This window comes from Parvibaculum indicum, assembly GCF_011762095.1.
GTDB lineage: Bacteria > Pseudomonadota > Alphaproteobacteria > Parvibaculales > Parvibaculaceae > Parvibaculum > Parvibaculum indicum.
Genome location: NZ_JAASQO010000008.1, coordinates 80,260 through 99,326, shown reverse-complemented (window position 1 = coordinate 99,326; position 19,067 = coordinate 80,260). Strand labels below are relative to the sequence as shown.

The following is a 19,067-nucleotide window of genomic DNA, read 5'->3' as shown; positions in this document are numbered from 1 at the left end:
CAACGGCAACCAAAGAGAGGCTCCACCCCGTCTTTTCACGAACTTGCCCTTTCGCATCTCTATTGCCGACCGGGCGGCAGATCGCTGCCGGATACATGCCGTATCCGGTTGATGCGGCCGGTATCGCCCTCGATGAAGGTCCAGCTTCCGGGTTCCTCGCCAAAGACGAGACGCCACGCTTCGAGGATGAGCGGCAGAGCCCAGAAGCCACCCGACTCCTCTCCCGGTCCCATGGCACTCTCTTCAGGGCTCCAGCTGTTCTCCAGCTGACGCGGCACGATGGGCGTCACCGTCGGATCGTCCGGCAGCGGCGGCATGTCGGGCCCTATCGTCAGCATGCCCGGCACGAGAGTGATGTCGTAACCGAGCTGGCTCGAATAAAGCCCGCTAAACGTCAGGTCCGATCCGGAATAACTGCCCTCCTCGTCGCTTGCCGAGGTGTAAACCGGCGTTCCGAAGACAAGGGAGCTGTCATGGCCCGATGGGTTGTAGGTCAGCGTGCCGACGTCGGTGCTCGTCGTGCCGCCGTTATAGGTCTTGGTGCCGTTGCCCCCGGTGATCGTCAGCGCGGTCAGGAAGCTGCGCAGCAGCGGCGCCGTGTAGCCCTCATAGATGCGCCAGACCGAAGCCGTGCCGCCCTCGCCGTCGATGTCGAAGCCGTGATCGAGGAAGGTCGAGAGCTGCCTCATCTGCGCGCTGGTCACGCCATCGACATTGGAGACGGTGCCGATGCCGAGATCGCCGACGGCCACCGACTGCCCGCTTGCCTCGCGGTCCCAGACACTGTCCGTGAGATTGAAATAAACGTACGCGCTCTGACCGACCAGGCCGCCCGACAAGGCCCCATCCACCAGGCCCGAGGCGTATGAGGTGCTGACGCTGGCCCGTCTGCTCCAGCCGATGAGCCCGCCGGCGATGCCGGAGCCACCCGACGCAACGGTGCTGCCCGATGCGTAGGAATCGGAGACATGAAGCCCGTCCGCCATGCCGACCAATCCGCCCGCGATGCCGGAGTCGCCCGACGCGATCGTGCTGCCCGATGTGAAGGAGTTGGAGATTCCGACATTGTCGCTCGCAAAACCAACCAGCCCGCCTACCAAGGCATTGCTGTCGGTCCCGAGGACCGATCCGGAAAACCAGGAGTCCGAAATCGAGAAATTGCTATCAAGGCGGCCGACGAGACCACCCACGTTGCTGCCGCTGCCCACCGATGTGACTGTTGCCGACGCCCAGGAATTCGTGATGCTACCGTCATCATATGTATAACCGATCAGTCCGCCAGCGAGCGTGCCGGAAACGGTTCCGGTAAAGCTTGAGTCCGTGAGGTTCAGGCCCGCTTCCACATAGCCGAACAGGCCACCGACGTTGGAATTCGCACCACCACCAGAAACATCAACGTCGGCGCGAATATTCGTGGCCGTCCTGGACTCTGTGCTGGAATAGTACCCCCCGACCCCGCCGACATAGTAGCCGCCTGACGACACCGTGCCACTGACGTAGATATTGGCCAGGGTCAAGGTGCCGGCATAGCTCTGCGAATGTCCAAACAGGATGCCTGCCTCACGGTTGCCGGCTGCAACAACATGGGCGTTGGTGAGAGACAGGTCCTTGATTTCAACCGATACGGCGCTGCCGGATTCGAGTTGGTTGTCCCAAGTACCAATGAGGCCGGCGTTGTCATTGGGGGGTTTGTAAACGTATAGCCCGTCGATGGTATGTCCGCCGCCATCGAGAGAGCCGGCGAGAAAGACAGGCGCGAACCCCGCGCCACCGTTCCATCCGGATGTGCCCGTGGCATCGATGTCGGCGACGAGCTGGTAGCTGCGGCCGTTATTGCCGGATGGTTGGTTCCCGAGAGTATCCAGTCCCGTGATCCCCTGCAGGCCGTAGACATCGAAAAGCTGATAAGGGTCCGCGACGGAACCATCGCCACCCTGCACCCTGACAAAGCTTGCGTTGTGGTGGTTCGTCCTGAAATCAAGCGCCTCGAAGGACGGCAGGCTCGCCCCGACCTGATACCAGTAGCCCTTCGGGAGATTGAAGGTGCCGACATCGACCGTGCCGTTGGAGCCGGTGCTGATCGTACCGACGTAGTCGCTTCCGCCAGTGCCATAGGCGCGCAGCGTCAATCCGCCGTTCTGGCCGTCGATCGCGCCGTTGAGCGCGATATCGTCGTCAGAGGTCAGCGTCAGCGTGCCGGTGCCATTCCAGGTGACGCCGCTGTTGAGCAGGATCGAACCGGCATCGGTTGTCTTCAGCACCCGGTCGCCGTCGATGGTGAAGGCGCCGCCGCTGGTCAGCGACAGAAGGCCGCCCGCGGTCAGGTCCCGATCGAGCATGTAGTTGGACGCGGCATTGAGATAAAGACCCTGGCCGCTCGCGGTGAGCTGGGTCGCGCTCGTGTCGATGAAATCGATATCGGTGTCGGTATAGGAGCCGAGCGCCGTGGTGAGGTTTGCGACCGTATCGGACAGCGCCGCCTCGTTCGTGACGAGGTTGAGCGATGAGCCGTAAATATTGAGCCCAGTGACGCCGCTGCTTGTGACGTTGTCGCCAAGGGCCGCGGCCTGCGTGCTTTCGCCATCGAGATAGGCGAGCACCCCGGACGCGTCGAGCGATCCCGCCTCGCGCAGGATATAGTAGTAACCGTTGGCGCCGGTGACGGCCGATCCGAACAGGTCGCCGCCCGTAATCGCATTGACGTTCGCGCCGGCAAGCGCCGTCGAGCCGTTGTCGCCATAGGCGATGCCCGAGACAGCAACCGGCGTCGTGTCGTACTGCCAGCTGAAATAGGGATAGAGCCCGTCGCCGGTCGCCCAGATGGTGTTGTCGAGGCTGAAGCCGAGACCGAAGTCGAGCGTGCCCTGCATCTGCGCCGTCGTCCGGCTGCCGGTGTTGGTCACCGTCGGGGTATAGAAGGAGGGCGCGTAACCGATCGCGTCGCTCTGCCCGGTCGTCCCGATGTCCCAGGCCGCATTGGTTATGGATACGTTGCTGTCGCTGACGTCAGCGACAAGTGCCCCCGCATACCCTTCGGCCTCCACGAGACCAGTAACAAAGGAATTTTCAATGACCGTGTTTCTGTCGGCACTGCCGACAAGGCCGCCCGCCGAGGCTCCGTCGATGCCGAGCATCTGCCCGGCAAAATAGGAGTTCGAAATCGTGAGGTCTTCCGTTTCACCGACCAGTCCCCCACCCACCCTGAAACTGCCCGACGCGATGACTGTCGCCGTCGAATAGGAGGTTTCGATCCTGTTGTTTTCGTCATCGACGGTTCCGACAAGTCCGCCGGCCCATCCTCCGTTTATTGTTCCCGTCGAGCTGGAATTCGAAATTGTCAGGCCTTCGCCCATGATGCTCACCAGACCGGCAGCGGAACTGCCTCCACTAGCCACCGTCACGGAAACATCGGCATGCACGTTGGTCATCGTCGATTGATTGATATTGCCGTAATATCGGGCGCCGACGCCCGCACCCCAGGAATTCGTCTCGACCGTGCCACTGACAGTGACATTCGACATGTTGTGACCGTGGTAGTTCCCTCCGCCGGTATCGCCGACCAGGATCGCCGTCTGGCTGTCTCCGGTGACAGACGCGTTGGTGAGTGTGAGATCCTTGATTTCCAGGTCTCTCCCAGAGGTGAAGTAATTGTCTTGCCAGTAGCTTATGAGTGCGACATTGCTCTCGGACGGCCGGTTGATATAGAGCCCGTCAATCGTATGTCCGGCTCCATCCAGACTCCCGGAAAAGTTAACGGGATCAAAGCCCGCTCCGCTATTCCAGGACGATGTGGCTGACGCATCGATATCGTTGGCGAGTTCATAATAGAGGCTGTAATCAAAGGAACCGGCGCCGACACGCTGGTCCCTATCGGCGATTCCCTGAAGGCCATAAACGTCGAAAAGCTGGTAGGGGTTGAGGTAGGTGCCATCACCACCTTGCGCTCGAATGAAGGTGGAGAGTCCGCTGACAGTAATGGACTCCGCCGAAAACGATGGCAGGCTGCCACCAACCTGGTCCCAAACGCCTCTGGTGAGCACAAAATTGCCCACAGTCACAGCGCCTCCCGCCCCCGTGGAGATCGTGCCGGTATTGTCACTGCTGCCATTGCCACTCGCGGAGAGGGTCAACCCGCCACTCTGGCCGTCGATAGCCGCATCAATTGCGATGTTGTCGGCGGCGTTGAGCGTCAGCGTGCCGGCGCCGGACCAGAGAAAGCCGCTATCGACGAGAATCGAACCGGCATTGGTCGTCTTCAGTGTCCGGTCGGCATCGATGCTGAAATCGCCGCCGCTGGTCAGCGACAGGAGCCCGCCCGCGGTCAGGTCCTGATCGAGCAGATAGTCCGACGCCGCATCGACATAAAGCCCGTAGCCATTCGCGGTAAGCTGGGTCGCGCTCGTGTCGATGAAATCGAGGTCCGTGTCGGCGAAAAGACCGAGCGTCGCGGTGAGGTTCGCAACCGTGCCCGACAGCGTCGCCTCGCCGGTGACGAGGTTGAGCGAAGGACCGAGAATATCGATGCCGGTGACGCCGGTGGCCGTCACGCTGTCGCTGAAGGCCGCGCCCTGCGTCGCTTCGCCATTGAGATAGGCCAGCGCACCGTCTGCGTCGAGCGTGCCCGGAAGAGCGAGATAATAATAGTAGCCGTTCGCACCCGTGCCGGTGCTGCCGAGGATCGAGCCGCCGGAGAGAATGCCGATCTCGGCGCCCGTCAGCGCCGTCGCACCCGCGTCGCTGTAGGCGAAACCGGAAACGCCGATGGGGCCGTCAGGATAGAGCCATTCGAGATAAGGATAGAGCCCCGCCGCCGCTTCCCAGATGGCGTCGTCGAAGCCAGTGAGGAGACTGCCCTGCATCTCCGCGGTCGTCAGCCCCGTGATGCCCCCGTCGCCACTGCCGATACCGCCCGCCTGCCCGCTGGTCTCGGTGTTCCAGTACACCGACGTGATGTTGGACGGATCGCCGTGGTTTATGCCGGCGAAACCGCCGGTCAGCGACGGCCCGGTGACCAGTCCGGTCGAATAGGAAGTGCCGATGCTACCGTAGTTCTGTCCGACGAAGCCGGCGATATGGTTGGCCGTTCCCGTACCGGTAACGGCACCCGTGGCGTAGGAATTGGTGATCGTGCCTTCGTTGCTCCCGACAAGCCCCCCTGCCCAGTCAGCGCTGCTCGTGACCGCGCCAGTGGCGAAGGATTGGTCGAGCACGCCATCGGCGCTGGCATAGCCAAGCGAACCCAGAAGGCCGCCGACCCCGCCCGCGCCGGACACGGCGCCGGTGGCATAGGACCGGGAAATATCCATGCCGAGCGTCACACCGGCCAGACCGCCGATCCCGGCGCCCGAGCCGGTAACGTCGCCGCTGGCGGAGGAGAGCGTGATCGTTCCGTACTGGAGGACCCCCGCCAGGCCGCCGGTAAAGCCCGCACCCGCGACCGTCGTGCTCGTGGAAACCGAGGTGATCGACCCTCCGTAGAGCTCCCCGAGCAGGGAGCCGGTTCCATCCCCGCCGGTGACGCTGCCGCCGGACAGGACCAGATTGCTGAACGTGGCGTTCTCGGCATTGCCGAAGAGACCGACCCATTCTTCGCCCGGCCGGCTGATCGTCAGGCCGGAGATCGTGTTGTCCTGCCCATCGAAGCTGCCGGTGAACTTGATATCGGAGGGGTCGTCATCATTGCCGATCGGATCGAAGCCCAGACCGCCGTTCCAGCCCGCCGTGCCGGAAGCGTCGATATCGTTCGCGAGCACGAAGCTCTCCGCGAGCAGGCTTTCCGATGCGATGCCCTGCAGGCCATAGGTATCGAAGATCCGGTAGGGCGCGGCGCCGGACCCGTCGCCGCCGAGCACGCGGAGGAAAGTCGCGTTCTCGATGTCGAAGCTGAAGTCCGTGGCGTTGAAGGAAGGCAGGCTTGCGCCGCTCTGTTCCCATGTGCCGGAGGTGAGCGAGAAGGTGCCGACATCGACGGCGCCGCCGGCGCCCGTGGTGACGGTGGCGCCGCTTCCCGCCGCAAGCGTCAGCCCGCCATTCGCGGCGGTGATGGCCTCATTGATCTCGATGTTGCGGACGGCCGTCAGCGTCAGCGTGTTCGCCGCGGACCAGCTCAGCGCGTCGTTGACGAAGATGTCGCCATTGCCGTCTGTCGCGCCGTCATTGCTCGACAGGGCGACGTTGCCGCCTTCGAGATTGGCGGAAAGCGTCGCGCCCGTGATGTCGCCGCCGGAGGCCGCGATGGTGAGGTCGTTCGGATCGATGAGCCAGATGCCCGACGTGCCGCCTTGGGCGAGCGTCGTCACGCGCGCCGTGTCGGCGATGGTGAGGGTCGCGCCCGAGGTCTCGACGAAGCCGCCCGTGCCGCCCTCGCCGCCCTTCGCGTCGATCTTGCCTGAGAACGCCGTCTTGCCGGTCGCGATCAGCGTCGCCTCGCCGCCGTCCTTCCCCGCCGCCGCCGCGGAGACGTCCACGGTGCCGGACAGGGCGATCTCGCCCGCCCGAACCTGTACCTCGCCGCCCGAGCCATCCGCGTTGCGAGCCTCGAGCTTTTCCCCGATGGAAACCTCGCCACCGGCGGTGAGAAGGATACGACCATCCTTCGTTTCGCTGCCCGTCGCCCGGATCACGCCTTCGGTGTTGCCCGCCAACGCATAGACATTGCCGCCCGCGGCGGCGAGCTCCGCCTGCGCCGCGGTCACCGCGCCGTCATTGGTGAGGTCGCCGTCCCCGGCACCGCTCTGAATGTAGATGCGTCGGTCGCCGCCCACCGGCTGCAGGACGACATCATTGCCCGCGACCATGGCGGCTGTGCCCTCCGGCGCATCGATACTGCCGCTGTTCGAGACGTTGCGGCCGATCAGCACCACATCGCCGCCTTCCGCCCGGATGGTTCCCTGATTGACCACATCGCCCGAAGAAGTCCCGGCGAAGCGGTCGGCATCGCCGTTCAGGAAATCCTCGTTGGAGATATCGCGCGTCGACCCGACGAAAGACCCGCCGGTGACAACCTTGCCGCCGCGGCCGATCACGATTCCGTTTCGGTTGATGAGATAGGCGGAACCCGTGGCGCTGAGCAGCCCGTCGATACGCGAGAGATCCGAGCCGTTGACGCGATTGAGGGTCGCACCCGCCCCATTGTCGATGACGACGCTGTGGCCGGACCCGATGGAGAAGGAATTCCAGTCGATGATACCGGTGTTGCTCGACTGGCTGACGGCAACTGAGTTATCGTCCCCTCCAATAGACCCGACGCCCGCCGTAAAATGACCGCCGGTCGGCAGCGCATCGGCTGCATGCGCGGCCGATGCTGCGCCTTGCGCCAGCACCGCTCCCAGCAGGACCGCACGGCAGCGCCTGCACCGGAAGAAATATCCGCCCATGTTCCATACCCTCGCATCACCGGTCGTTCCGCAAAGAAAGAGCAGAAGTTCGGCAGAGGAACCAGTGCACCGGATCGAGCGCCGTCGTTTCAGGATGGGAAATTCCAAGTGAAATCAATAATGTACCGCTTCGACGCGGCTACTATTTTATTTCCGAATTCGGCCTATTCTTTTTCGGAATTTTCGGCACTGTTTCGACAAGGCGAGAGCCCGAAGAGCGTCACGCAAAGAGGAACGAGATGAACATCCGGCAACTCGATCTCAATCTCCTGCTGATTTTCGACGCGATCTACCGCGAGCGAAGCATCAGTGGCGCGGCGCGCAAGCTGAACCTGTCGCAGCCGACGGTCAGTAATGCGCTATCGAGGCTGAGGAATTTTACCGACGATCAACTCTTCTACCGCTCCGCCAATGCGATGCTGCCAACGCGCGCGGCGAATGCACTGGCCGTGCCGATCAGCCATGCGCTCAACGCCGTGGAAATCGGTTTTTCAACGATGAAGGATTTCGATCCGGAAACATCGGACCGTACTTTCCGGCTCGGCATCAACGACTTCATGCGGCTCATGCTCATTCCCGCGCTCGCCAACGCCGTTGAGCGGGAGGCGCCCAATATCGTGCTCGACTTTCAACGGGGCATGAAAACTCCGCCGGAGATGATCGACGCCATCAGGCGTAACGAAATCGACCTCACCATCCTGCCGGCGCATGTACGCGGGAACGACGACGACATCTCCGTAGAGGTCTTGTATGGAGACAAGCTGATCTTCGCGGTGCGCGCGAGGCATCCGCTGGCGGAAAAACAGTTGGAAGACGGCGATCTGCGCGACCTCAAATTCGTCACCACGGCCAACTCGCCTGCCCTGAGGGCGATGGTCGAAGCCGAGTTCTCAAACCGCGGCGTCCGGAGGAGAGTCAGCTGCATCATGCCCGATACGATCACCATTCCCGCCATCGTCGAGATGACGGACAATGTGGCGATCATGGGCTATCATGATTTCCTGCGTCACAAGCAGGAATATGCGATTGCCGAACTTCACCTCCCATTCGAGCTGCCGGACGTTCACGGCGCTCTCTTCTGGTCCAGGTCCATGGACAATGATGCCGGTCACCAATGGCTGCGCGAACAGGTGGCGCAGATCATGAAGGCCGCCATTTCGGTAAACACGCCGACCGGCGCATAGTCTTTTCGGCGATCCCGGCGGCTATCCGTCCGCCAAAATGCGCACTGCGAGCATAGCGGCAGCCGTTCTGTTCTCGACATTCAGCTTGTTGAATATCTGCTCCAGATGCTTGTTCACGGTGCGGGGGCTGCAATCGAGGATGCCGGCCACATCCCGGTTGGACTTGCCCTGCGTGACCCATAGGAGCACTTCCGACTCGCGCCTGGTCAGGTCGAAAGCACGGCGCAGAAGCTCCATATCGCGCGATACATCGCCGTCGTTCAGCCGGATCAGATGCTCATATGGCGCCGTCTCGCCGACATAGCTCGCAACGATGGGAGTGGAGAGGCCCTCCGTCAGCTGGACCTTGCCCGGCTTGTTTTCCACCATACGGGCAAGTGCCGGTGTGACCTTGTCGAACCAGTGCGTCCCGAACATCTCCCCGTCCGGCAGAACCTTGCGAAACAAATCGGATGCCTGAGGCGTGATCCAGATGACCTCACCATCGTCGCGCACCGCCACAAGGGGCGTGCCGGAAATGTCGAGCGCCATGCGCGCGCTTTGCGTCATGCGCGAATTGGCAAGATGGACGCGGATACGCGCCGTCAGTTCTTCCGGGTCGACGGGTTTCGTCACATAGTCCACGCCGCCCGAGGAGAAGCCGCGCACCACATGCTCGGTGTCGCTGAGACCGGTCATGAAAATGACGGGGATATGCGCGAATGCTCCGTCCTGCTTGAGCGCAGCACAGGTTTCGAACCCGTCCATGCCGGGCATCAACGCATCCATCAGGATGAGATCCGGCGACACATGCGAGAGAAGCGACATGGCGCCCTTTCCGCTATGGGCGACCAGGGCCGTCATCCCGGCATTCTCGAGAATGTCGGTCAGAAGGCTCAGCGTTTCCGGCGCGTCGTCCACCGCGAGAATGACAGGCTGCGGCTTTTCATCAGGCTTCATGTGATGCCAGGCTTTCCATCGCGGCTTCATACCGCTCCATGTCGCAGTCCTCCGCGATCTCGCGAAGGTGATCGAGCACGGGCGCCGTTTCTGGCCGTTCCCTGCCGATCTCGTCCAGTTTGTTCAGTATTCCACGTATGTAACCCATCTGGCCCAGCTTGCGGAGTTCCACAAGCTGGCCGCGAGCCGGGATCTGGTTCGGGGCGAGGCAATCGAGCGCGAGCGAGGCGTGAGGCGGCGGCTCGCCTTCATCGAATACCCAGTCAAGATCGAGAGACTGCTCGAGTGCTTCGAGAAGGGCGGAGATCTGCAGCGGCTTCATCAGATACATATCGTGGCATCCGTCCGCGCCTTCATGTTCGCTGTCCTGTCGCGAGTTGGCGGATATCATGATGATCTGCAACCGGCTTCCCATCTCCTCGCGCAGCTTGCGCGCCGCTTCCCATCCCCCCATGCCGGGCAGAGAAATATCCAGCAACACCGCATCGGGACTGCACATACGCGCCGCCTCCAGACAGCCCTCGCCCGAGGTTTCGGTCACGACCACGAAGCCCAGATGGGAGAGCGTATCGCGAACGAAGGCGACGTGGTTCGGGTCGTCATCCACGACGAGCACGGTGCGGGGCGGCCCCAGATAGCCGGTGAGAGGTTTGCGCGGCTCCTTGCGCAGATGCGCTACATTGTGGATCGAGGACAGCATCAGGCGAACGGTGAATCTGCTGCCCTTACCAGCTTCGCTCGACACGGTAATTTCCCCGCCCAATGCCTCGACGAGCAGCTTCGTGATCGTGAGGCCGAGCCCCGTGCCGCTTTTCGTCGTCTGATTGGGATTGGCGATGCGCTCGAAGGGCAGGAAGATGCGCTCCATATCCTTTTCGGCAATACCGATGCCGGTATCCTCAATGTCGAAGCGCGCCACCTCACCCGAATAGTTCATCCGGAGTGTGACACCCCCCTCTTTCGTGCAGCGCACGGCATTGGAAAGAAGGTTGATCAGAATCTGGCGCAGCCGCTTCTCATCCGTGCGAACCGCTTCAGGCAGCCGGTCCGGCGCCTCGAAGTTGAACGCGATGCCCTTTTCCTGTGCCTGAAGGCTGAACATGTCGACGAGCTGTCCCAGAAACTCCGACAGCAGCACTTCGTCACGATAAATATGAAGGCGACCGGCTTCGATCATGGAGATGTCGAGAAGACCGTCGACAAGGCTCGACAAGTGCGCGCCCGAGCGGCGGATCACGCGCACGCTGTGCTTCAGATGGGAAGGAACGGAGGCGTTCGCCTCCAGCAGCTGCGCATATCCGAGAACGGCGTTGAGCGGTGTGCGAAGCTCATGGCTGATACCGCGCACATATTTGCTTTTGGCAAGACTTCGGGCTTCGGCAAGTTCCTTGGCTTTCTGCAGTTCCAGATCCGTCCGGCGATGCGCCTCGATTTCATCGAAGAGCAGTGTGGTTTGCTGTTGCGTTTCCTGGCGGGCCGCCAGACTGCTCTCCTTGGCCAGAAGGAAGGGCCAGATCGCTATCGCGATTACAACGACAAGAACGAAAAAGACGTAGCGAAGAACCTCGGATATGAGGGCTGCGTCCTGCGGATACTCTCCCGCCAGATGGACATAGATGATGCCGATGAGCCCCGCCGCGATGCAGCTGTTGATCAGGAAAAGCCCGACATATTTCACCAGCCGGCCGTTCACATGCTCGGAGAGACTTTCGGGGAGAATGCTTTTGATACCGTTGCCCCAGCGCTCGCTGAGGCTTCCCGCTTCTTCCTTGCACGCGTCGTGACAACGCGCATCGAGCGTGCAGCACAGCGAACAGATCGGACCGGAATAGACCGGACACGAGGCCATGTCCTCGGGCTCGAATTCATGCTCGCAGACGACGCATCGGATATCCGCACCTGCGTTCGGCAGATCGCCCCGGGGGCGCGCCGTGTAGTAACGCCCGCCCGTTACCCAGGCGATGGCGGGCACGAGCGCGAAAGCCACGCCCAGCGCCACAAAGGGAGCAAGACCGCGATACTCCATGCCGAAGGCACCCGCATAGGTCGCCATGGCGGTAGCGGATGCGGCCAGCATGGCGCCGATACCGACGGGATTGATGTCGTAGAGATAGGCACGCTTGAACTCGATATGTTTCGGGCTCAGCCCCAGCGGCTTGTTGATGGCGAGATCCGCCGCGATGGCCGCCATCCAGGCAACCGGGATGTTCGAATATAAGCCCAGCGTGCGTTCCAACGCTTCGTATATGCCGAGTTCCATCAGCATCAGCGCCAGGGTGACATTGAACACCAGCCAGACGACACGTCCCGGGTGGCTGTGCGTCAGGCGCGAAAAGAAGTTCGACCAGGCAAGCGACCCCGCATAGGCATTCGTCACATTAATCTTCAGCTGGGAAATGACGACAAAAATGCCCGCGATGGCGATGGCAAGCTGCGGGTTGCCCACGACTTCCCGGAAAGCAAAAAGATACATCTCCGTGGGCTGCCCGGCGCGGTCGTGCGGCAGGCCGGCATGCACAAGCAACACCGCCAGAAAAGAACCCACCAGCATTTTCAGCACGCCCGGAACGATCCAGCCGGGACCGGCGCAGATGACCGCCACCCACCAGCGCAGACGCCTGCCCCGGCGCTGGCGCGGCATGAAGCGCAGAAAATCCACCTGCTCGGCATTCTGCGCCACCAGTGCGAAAATGACCGACGCGGCGGCGCTGAACATCAGAAAATCGAAATGGCCGTCCGCATGGCCGTACCGGCCGGTATAGCCCGTCCAGTCGTCCATCGAAATGATGCCGTTGACGCCGATATAGATGATCGGCACGAGCTGCAATCCCGCCCATAATATCTGGGTCCAGAATTGAAAGCGGTTGAGGAAGGTGAAGCCGTGCGTCACCAGCGGTATCACCAGAAGCGCGCTGATGAGATATCCCCAGGCGAGCGGAATGCCGAAACACATCTCCAGCGCGAGCGACATGATGGCCGCCTCGAGCGCAAAGAAGATGAAGGTGAAGGACGCGTAGATCAGCGAGGTGACGGTGGACCCGATATAGCCGAAGCCCGCGCCGCGCGTGAGAAGATCTATATCGACGCCGTATTTCGCCGCGTAGTAGCTGACCGGCAGTCCCAGCAGAAAGATGATCGCCCCGACCAGGAGGATGGCCGGCACCGCATTGCTGAATCCGTAGCTTAACGTAACGGCACCGCCGACCGCCTCCAGCACCAGGAAGGCAACGGTGCCCAGCGCGGTATTCGCCACACGGAAGATCGAGCTGCGACGCGCCTTATGGGCGGTGAAACGCAGGGCATAGTCCTCCAGCGTTTCATTGGCGACCCACTGATTGTACTGCCGCCGCCCCTGAATCACTCTTTGCCGCGCAATCCCCATACCCGCCAACCTTCCACTTCCTTGTGCACCGCACATCGGCAGGCGGATCGCAGTGTGAAAACTCAACTTAAAACACACCTGGCCGCCTAAAAAATTGTAAGTGGATTCAGTCCCCTAGTCGATGATGAGCCTATTGTCGTCCGTCATTATGCGCAGAACCATACGCGTAATGACGTATTGGTGCGCTGCATCAATTGCGGAAACGTTTCTCTCGCCACAAGGGGCGCACCGGGCCCGGACGAGCCGGTGCCGTGGCGCCAGTGATGGTCATCCATCCGCGAAACAAGGGGACAAGTATGCACAATCGTTTCACCGCCGGGCCTTCCACTACCCGGAAACTCTGCCTTTCCGCCTGTACCGCCGCACTCATGCTCGGCGCCGGCACCGCGGGTCACGCCGCCGACAAGGTCGCCGGTCATTTCGGTATCAGCTACAACTCGCACTTCGTATCCTACGGTGCCGATGTGTGGAGCGCCGGCGGCGACTTCTTCGGCGACGAATCCACCACCTTTGTCACCGGCGACGTGACCGTCGCCGCCACCGACAACCTCAGCTTCAATTTCGGCGCCTGGGCGGACGTCAACGACAATACGAACAGCGCCATTGGCGGCTCGCTTCAGGAAGTCGATATCTGGGGCGGCGCGAGTTACACGATCGACCTCGTCACGCTGGGGGCCACATACCAGTCCTGGAACTATGCCGGCGGCACGGAAGAAGTCGTCGATCTGAGCATCGGCCTCGATGATTCCGGCTTTTATGGCGGCGGCTTCGCGCTGAACCCCTCCGTGACCTGGCATATCCGTACCGACGGCAACAAAGCCGTCGGCCAGCAGGACGGCTCGGCCGTCGTACTCGCCGTTGCACCGGGTTTCTCGCTCACCGACACAGTGTCTCTTACCATTCCGGCCGGTGTCGCCTTCTTCACCACCGACGATTTCCAGGGTGGCACGAAGAGCGGCTATGGCTACTCCTATCTCGGCGCTTCCGTGGGCGTTCCACTCGATTTCGTTCCGGCAGACTACGGCGCATGGTCGCTCAGCTTCGGCGTGACCGGCTATTTCACCCGCGAGGACGCCATTCCCGGCAACCCGGAAGAGAACTTCCTGACCGGCTCCATCGGCCTGTCGCTGGACTTCTGACGTCCTCCCCCGACCACCCAAGGAGAAATCGATGAAACTCTGGAAAAGTGCATTGGCGGGTTTTGCCATGCTTTCCGCAACGACAGCGGCACATGCCGATTCCGACACGATCAAGGTCGGCATTCTGCATTCGCTGTCGGGCACCATGGCGATCAGCGAAACCACGCTGAAAGACGACATGCTGATGCTCATCAAGCAGCAGAACGAGAAGGGCGGCCTTCTCGGCAAGAAGCTCGAGCCGGTTGTCGTGGACCCCGCGTCCAACTGGCCGCTTTTTGCCGAAAAGATGCGTCAGCTTCTGTCGCAGGAAAAGGTCGCAGCGGTGTTCGGCTGCTGGACGTCGGTATCGCGCAAATCCGTGCTGCCGGTCGTGGAAGAGCTGGACGGTCTTCTCTTCTATCCGGTCCAGTATGAAGGCGAAGAAAGCTCCCGCAACGTGTTCTACACGGGTGCTGCGCCGAACCAGCAGGCCATTCCCGCTGTCGACTACCTCATGGAACAGGAAGGCGTGGAGCGCTGGGTGCTGGAAGGCACCGACTATGTCTATCCGCGCACGACCAACAAGATCCTCGAAGCCTATCTGAAGTCGAAGGGCGTCAAGGATGAAGACATCATGATCAACTACACGCCATTCGGCTTTTCCGACTGGCAGACGGAAGTGTCGAAAATCAAGACCTTCGGTTCGGCCGGCAAGAAGACAGCCGTGGTGTCCACCATCAACGGTGACGCCAATGTGCCCTTCTACAAGGAACTCGCCAATCAGGGCATCAAGGCGGAAGACATTCCGGTGGTCGCCTTCTCCGTCGGCGAAGAAGAGCTTGCCGGCATCGACACCAAGCCGCTGGTGGGCCATCTCGCCGCCTGGAATTACTTCCAGTCCGTCGACACGCCGGCGAACGAGACCTTCATCAAGGAATGGCACGACTACACGGGTAACGAAAAGCGTGTGACCAACGATCCGATGGAAGCCACCTATATCGGTTTCAATATGTGGGTGAAGGCCGTGGAAAAAGCCAGCACCACGGATCCCGACAAGGTTATCGCCGCACTGCCCGGCACGGAAGTCCCGAACCTGACGGGCGGTACGGCGAAGATGTTGCCGAACCACCACATCACCAAGCCGGTTCTGATCGGCGAAGTGCAGGATGACGGCCAGTTCGATGTCGTGTGGGAAACCGACGATCTCGTCGCCGGCGACGCGTGGTCCGACTATCTGCCCGGTTCCAAGGATCTTATTTCCGACTGGACCGGCGGGGAAACCGGCGGCACGCCCTGCGGCAATTACGACACCAAGACGGAAAAGTGCCTCGGCCTGAAAGCCATGCACTGACCGAAAATGGATTGGCGCTCCTCTTCCTCGCGGAGCGGCAATCCGGCCTGAGGTGAGCGCGCATAGCACTGCGCGCTCACCCCCCTCCCTCCAGACAGCCGGGCATGAAACCGATGAGGGCGACCATTCGTTCCGTACTGACAGCGATCGCACTGTGCCTTGCGCTTGCGACGCCGCTTCATACCTCCGCCGCACAGGAAACCGTGCCGGACGGGCCGACAACGGCGCCCACGTCCGCCGCAGAGACGCACGATCTCGCCGGTCTCGTCTCCCGACTTCCCAAGGCCAGCTACAACGAGAAATCCGAATTGGCCGGTGCCATTGCCGAGACAGGCAATCCCCGCGTCGAGCTCATCCTCAGCTCTTTCTCAGCGGGCCGCCTTCAGGCAACGAAGGAAGGCCGTGTCGTCATCGCGCTCAAGGATGACGGGCCCTATGAAGACGCTCTCACCGGCGACAAGCTCGGCATGATGGAGGGTATCCGGCTCAAAAAGGTTCGCGTGAACAACAGGCTGCGCGGCGAACTGCACGGGCTGGTCGCCCGGCTTGCCTTGAGTTCGCCCGATGCATCGATCCGCCGACACGCCGCCAGGGAAACCTTCGACGCGGCCGACCCGGATTCTCTGCCCAGTATCGAAAAGGCGCTCTCCCGGGAGACGGAAAGCGATATTGCCGAAACGCTGCGTCAGGCCCGCGCCGCCATCATCCTGAAAAACGGGGTTGTCGATGAAGAAGGGCAACTCGCTGCGATCGAAACATTGCGCGACCGCGGGGACCTGGAAGCCCTCAATGCGCTTCTCGGTCTCGACAAATCCGACAACCTCGTGCTTCGCGAGTCGGCAGCAAGCGCTGTGCGTTCCATCAAGAGAACGCTCGAATATTGGGACGTCGCCCAGAACGTCTATTACGGCCTGTCGCTCGGTTCCGTTCTGCTGCTGGCTGCCATCGGCCTTGCCATCACCTTCGGCGTGATGGGCGTCATCAACATGGCGCATGGCGAGATGATCATGCTGGGCGCCTATACGACCTATGTCGTGCAGCAGGTGCTGCTTGCGGTCGCACCGTCGCTGATGAGCGTGTCGCTCATCATCTCCATTCCTGCCGCCTTCATCGTCGCGGGCGGCGCGGGCATTCTGATCGAGCGGACAATCATCCGGTTCCTCTATGGGCGACCGCTCGAGACGCTGCTCGCGACCTGGGGCCTTTCCCTCATCCTGCAACAGGCCGTGCGCACGATCTTCGGCCCCACCAACAAGCCGGTGGTCGCGCCGGACTGGATGTCCGGCGCCTTCCAACTCGGACAACTCACCATCACGTCTTCGCGCATCTGGATCATCGTCTTTTCGATGATCGTTCTGGCCGTCCTGATGGCCTTCCTCAAATACACGCATTTCGGGACGCAGACCCGGGCGGTCACGCAGAACCGCAAGATGGCGGCCTCCATGGGCGTGCGCACCAATCTGGTCGACGCGCTCACCTTCGGGCTCGGCTCGGGCGTGGCGGGCATCGCGGGCGTGGCGCTGTCGCAGATCGACAATGTCAGTCCCAATCTCGGTCAGTCCTACATCATCGACAGTTTCATGGTTGTGGTGTTCGGCGGGGTCGGAAATCTCTGGGGCACGCTGGTCGGCGCAATGACGCTCGGCGTCGCCAACAAGCTGCTCGAGCCTTTCGCGGGCGCAGTCGTCGGCAAGATCGTCGTTCTCATCTTCATCATTCTCTTCATCCAGCGCCGGCCGCGCGGCCTGTTCGCCCTCAAAGGAAGGTTCGTCGACGCATGATCTTCCATCGCCTCAAGCATATCTCCTGGGATCTGGCACTCGGCGTCTATGTCACGCTGCTTGTGCTCGCCATCGCCGTTCCTTTCTTCAATCTCGTCGTACCCGAGGGATCCGCATTTCACCTCTCGACCTATATGGTCACGCTGCTCGGCAAATATATGTGCTATGCGCTGCTGGCCCTCGCGCTCGACCTCGTCTGGGGTTATTGCGGCATTCTCTCGCTCGGCCACGGCGCCTTCTTTGCGCTCGGCGGCTATGCGATGGGCATGTATCTCATGCGCATGATCGGCCCCCGCGGCGTGTATGGCGATCCGGTTCTCCCCGACTTTATGGTCTTCCTGAACTGGAAGGAGCTACCCTGGTACTGGCTTGGGTTCGACATCTTCCCCTTCGCCATGCTGATGGTCGTGCTGGTCCCGGGGATACTCGCCTTCGCCTTTGGCTATCTCGCCTTCCGCTCCCGCGTGACGGGCGTCTATTTCTCCATCATCACCCAGGCGCTGACCTTCGCGCTGCTGCTCGCCTTCTTCCGCAACGATATGGGCTTTGGCGGCAATAACGGTCTGACCGACTTCAAGGATATTCTGGGTTTCGACATCCAGAGCGATGCGACACGCTCGGGCCTGTTCATCGTCACAATAGCGGCCCTCGCTGCGGGCTTTGCCATATGCCGCGCCATCGTCGGCTCCAAGCTCGGCAAGGTACTTCTCGCGGTGCGCGATGCGGAAAGCCGGACGCGCTTCCTCGGCTACCGCACCGACCGTTACAAGCTCTTCGTCTGGGTCGTCTCGGCCTGCCTTGCCGGTGTGGCCGGTGCGCTTTATGTGCCGCAGGTCGGCATCATCAATCCGAGCGAGTTCGCACCGGCCAATTCCATCGAGGCGGTGGTGTGGGTCGCCGTCGGCGGACGCGGCACACTGGCAGGCGCCATTCTGGGTGGCGTCCTCGTCAACATCTTCAAGACATGGTTCACCGGCGCATTGCCGGAGTTCTGGCTCTTCGCCCTCGGCGCCCTCTTCGTCCTCGTCACGCTGCTGCTGCCGCGCGGCATCATCGGCACCGCTCTTCACTATCGTGAAAAGCACCTTGAAAAGAAGGCCTCCGAGGACAATGCGTTCGACGAGATCGCCCCGGAGCAACCTCACGATGAGGCGCAGGAAGAACTGGAAAGGGCCGGCGCATGACCCTGGAACTCTCTCGTTCGCTGCTCTATCTCGACGACATCACGGTGAGCTTCGACGGCTTCAAGGCGTTGAATGCGCTGTCCCTTCTCATCGAGCCCGGCGAAATGCGCGCCATCATCGGCCCGAACGGTGCCGGCAAGACCACGATGATGGACGTCATCACGGGCAAAACACGACCGGACGAGGGATCGGCCATGTTCGCGGGCCGGCACGATCTCACCTCCATGGACGAAGCACGGATCGCCAATCTCGGCATCGGGCGCAAGTTCCAGAAACCGACCGTGTTCGAGTCCCACACCGTGTGGGACAATCTGCTTCTCGCTCTCAAAGACAGTCGCGGCGTCTTCGGCACACTTTTCTCTTCGACTTCCGCAAGCCAGAAGGAAGCAATCGAAGAGCTGCTGGAAACGGTTCATCTGACCGATGCCAGCATGGCCATGGCGGCAAACCTTTCCCATGGTCAGAAGCAATGGCTGGAGATCGGCATGCTTCTCGCGCAGGACCCGCAACTCCTGCTCGTGGACGAACCCGTCGCAGGCATGACCGATGCGGAAACCGCCCAGACGGCGCAGCTCCTGCGAAAGATCAACGAAACGCGCTCCGTGGTCGTCGTCGAACACGACATGACCTTCGTCCGCGATCTCGACGTGAAAGTCACCGTCCTGCACGAAGGATCCGTCCTCGCCGACGGGTCACTCGATCACATCAGCTCGAACGAGCGCGTCATCGAAGTTTATCTGGGGAGATAGGTC

The 19,067-nt window shown here is 61.6% G+C and carries 9 protein-coding genes; 6 read left to right on the top strand and 3 right to left on the bottom strand.

What is annotated here, in order from left to right; all coding sequences use genetic code 11:
- Positions 1 to 59 precede the first annotated feature (59 nt).
- The gene (locus FHS78_RS11270) at positions 60 to 7,376 is read right to left on the bottom strand and encodes a two-partner secretion domain-containing protein (RefSeq protein ID WP_167094266.1); all 7,317 of its coding nucleotides are present in this window, start codon (positions 7,374 to 7,376) and stop codon (positions 60 to 62) included.
- 239 nt (positions 7,377 to 7,615) lie between these two features.
- Between FHS78_RS11270 and FHS78_RS11265 the strand changes: the two genes are divergently transcribed.
- On the top strand, positions 7,616 to 8,560 hold the full coding sequence (locus tag FHS78_RS11265; RefSeq protein ID WP_167094264.1) for a LysR family transcriptional regulator: 945 nt from the start codon (positions 7,616 to 7,618) through the stop codon (positions 8,558 to 8,560).
- A gap of 21 nt (positions 8,561 to 8,581) precedes the next feature.
- Here FHS78_RS11265 and FHS78_RS11260 read toward each other — a convergent pair whose 3' ends face one another.
- Both FHS78_RS11260 and FHS78_RS11255 read right to left on the bottom strand, forming a co-directional pair.
- Positions 8,582 to 9,499 (bottom strand): response regulator transcription factor, encoded by a 918-nt coding sequence (locus tag FHS78_RS11260; protein WP_167094262.1) that lies wholly within the window; start codon positions 9,497 to 9,499, stop codon positions 8,582 to 8,584.
- The gene (locus FHS78_RS11255; RefSeq protein WP_167094458.1) at positions 9,489 to 12,881 is read right to left on the bottom strand and encodes a hybrid sensor histidine kinase/response regulator; all 3,393 of its coding nucleotides are present in this window, start codon (positions 12,879 to 12,881) and stop codon (positions 9,489 to 9,491) included. The genes FHS78_RS11260 and FHS78_RS11255 overlap by 11 nt, the downstream gene beginning before the upstream one ends.
- A gap of 296 nt (positions 12,882 to 13,177) precedes the next feature.
- On the opposite strand from FHS78_RS11255, the gene FHS78_RS11250 reads away from it, so the two are divergent.
- The 5 genes from FHS78_RS11250 to urtD all read left to right on the top strand — a co-directional run bounded on the left by FHS78_RS11250 (position 13,178) and on the right by urtD (position 19,064).
- On the top strand, positions 13,178 to 14,020 hold the full coding sequence (locus tag FHS78_RS11250; RefSeq protein WP_167094260.1) for a hypothetical protein: 843 nt from the start codon (positions 13,178 to 13,180) through the stop codon (positions 14,018 to 14,020).
- 31 nt (positions 14,021 to 14,051) lie between these two features.
- The gene (gene urtA / locus FHS78_RS11245) at positions 14,052 to 15,350 is read left to right on the top strand and encodes an urea ABC transporter substrate-binding protein (protein WP_167094258.1); all 1,299 of its coding nucleotides are present in this window, start codon (positions 14,052 to 14,054) and stop codon (positions 15,348 to 15,350) included.
- A 104-nt stretch (positions 15,351 to 15,454) separates the two neighbouring features.
- Positions 15,455 to 17,131: an urea ABC transporter permease subunit UrtB gene (gene urtB, locus FHS78_RS11240; RefSeq protein ID WP_343041965.1), complete on the top strand. Its 1,677-nt coding sequence runs from the start codon at positions 15,455 to 15,457 to the stop codon at positions 17,129 to 17,131.
- Positions 17,128 to 18,315 carry an urea ABC transporter permease subunit UrtC gene (gene urtC, locus FHS78_RS11235; protein ID WP_167094256.1) on the top strand — a complete coding sequence of 396 codons (1,188 nt, stop codon included), beginning with the start codon at positions 17,128 to 17,130 and terminating at the stop codon, positions 18,313 to 18,315. Before urtB ends, urtC begins: the two co-directional genes overlap by 4 nt.
- Complete coding sequence (urtD, locus tag FHS78_RS11230; protein ID WP_167094254.1) at positions 18,312 to 19,064, top strand: urea ABC transporter ATP-binding protein UrtD; 753 nt, start codon at positions 18,312 to 18,314, stop codon at positions 19,062 to 19,064. Before urtC ends, urtD begins: the two co-directional genes overlap by 4 nt.
- Positions 19,065 to 19,067 lie beyond the last annotated feature (3 nt).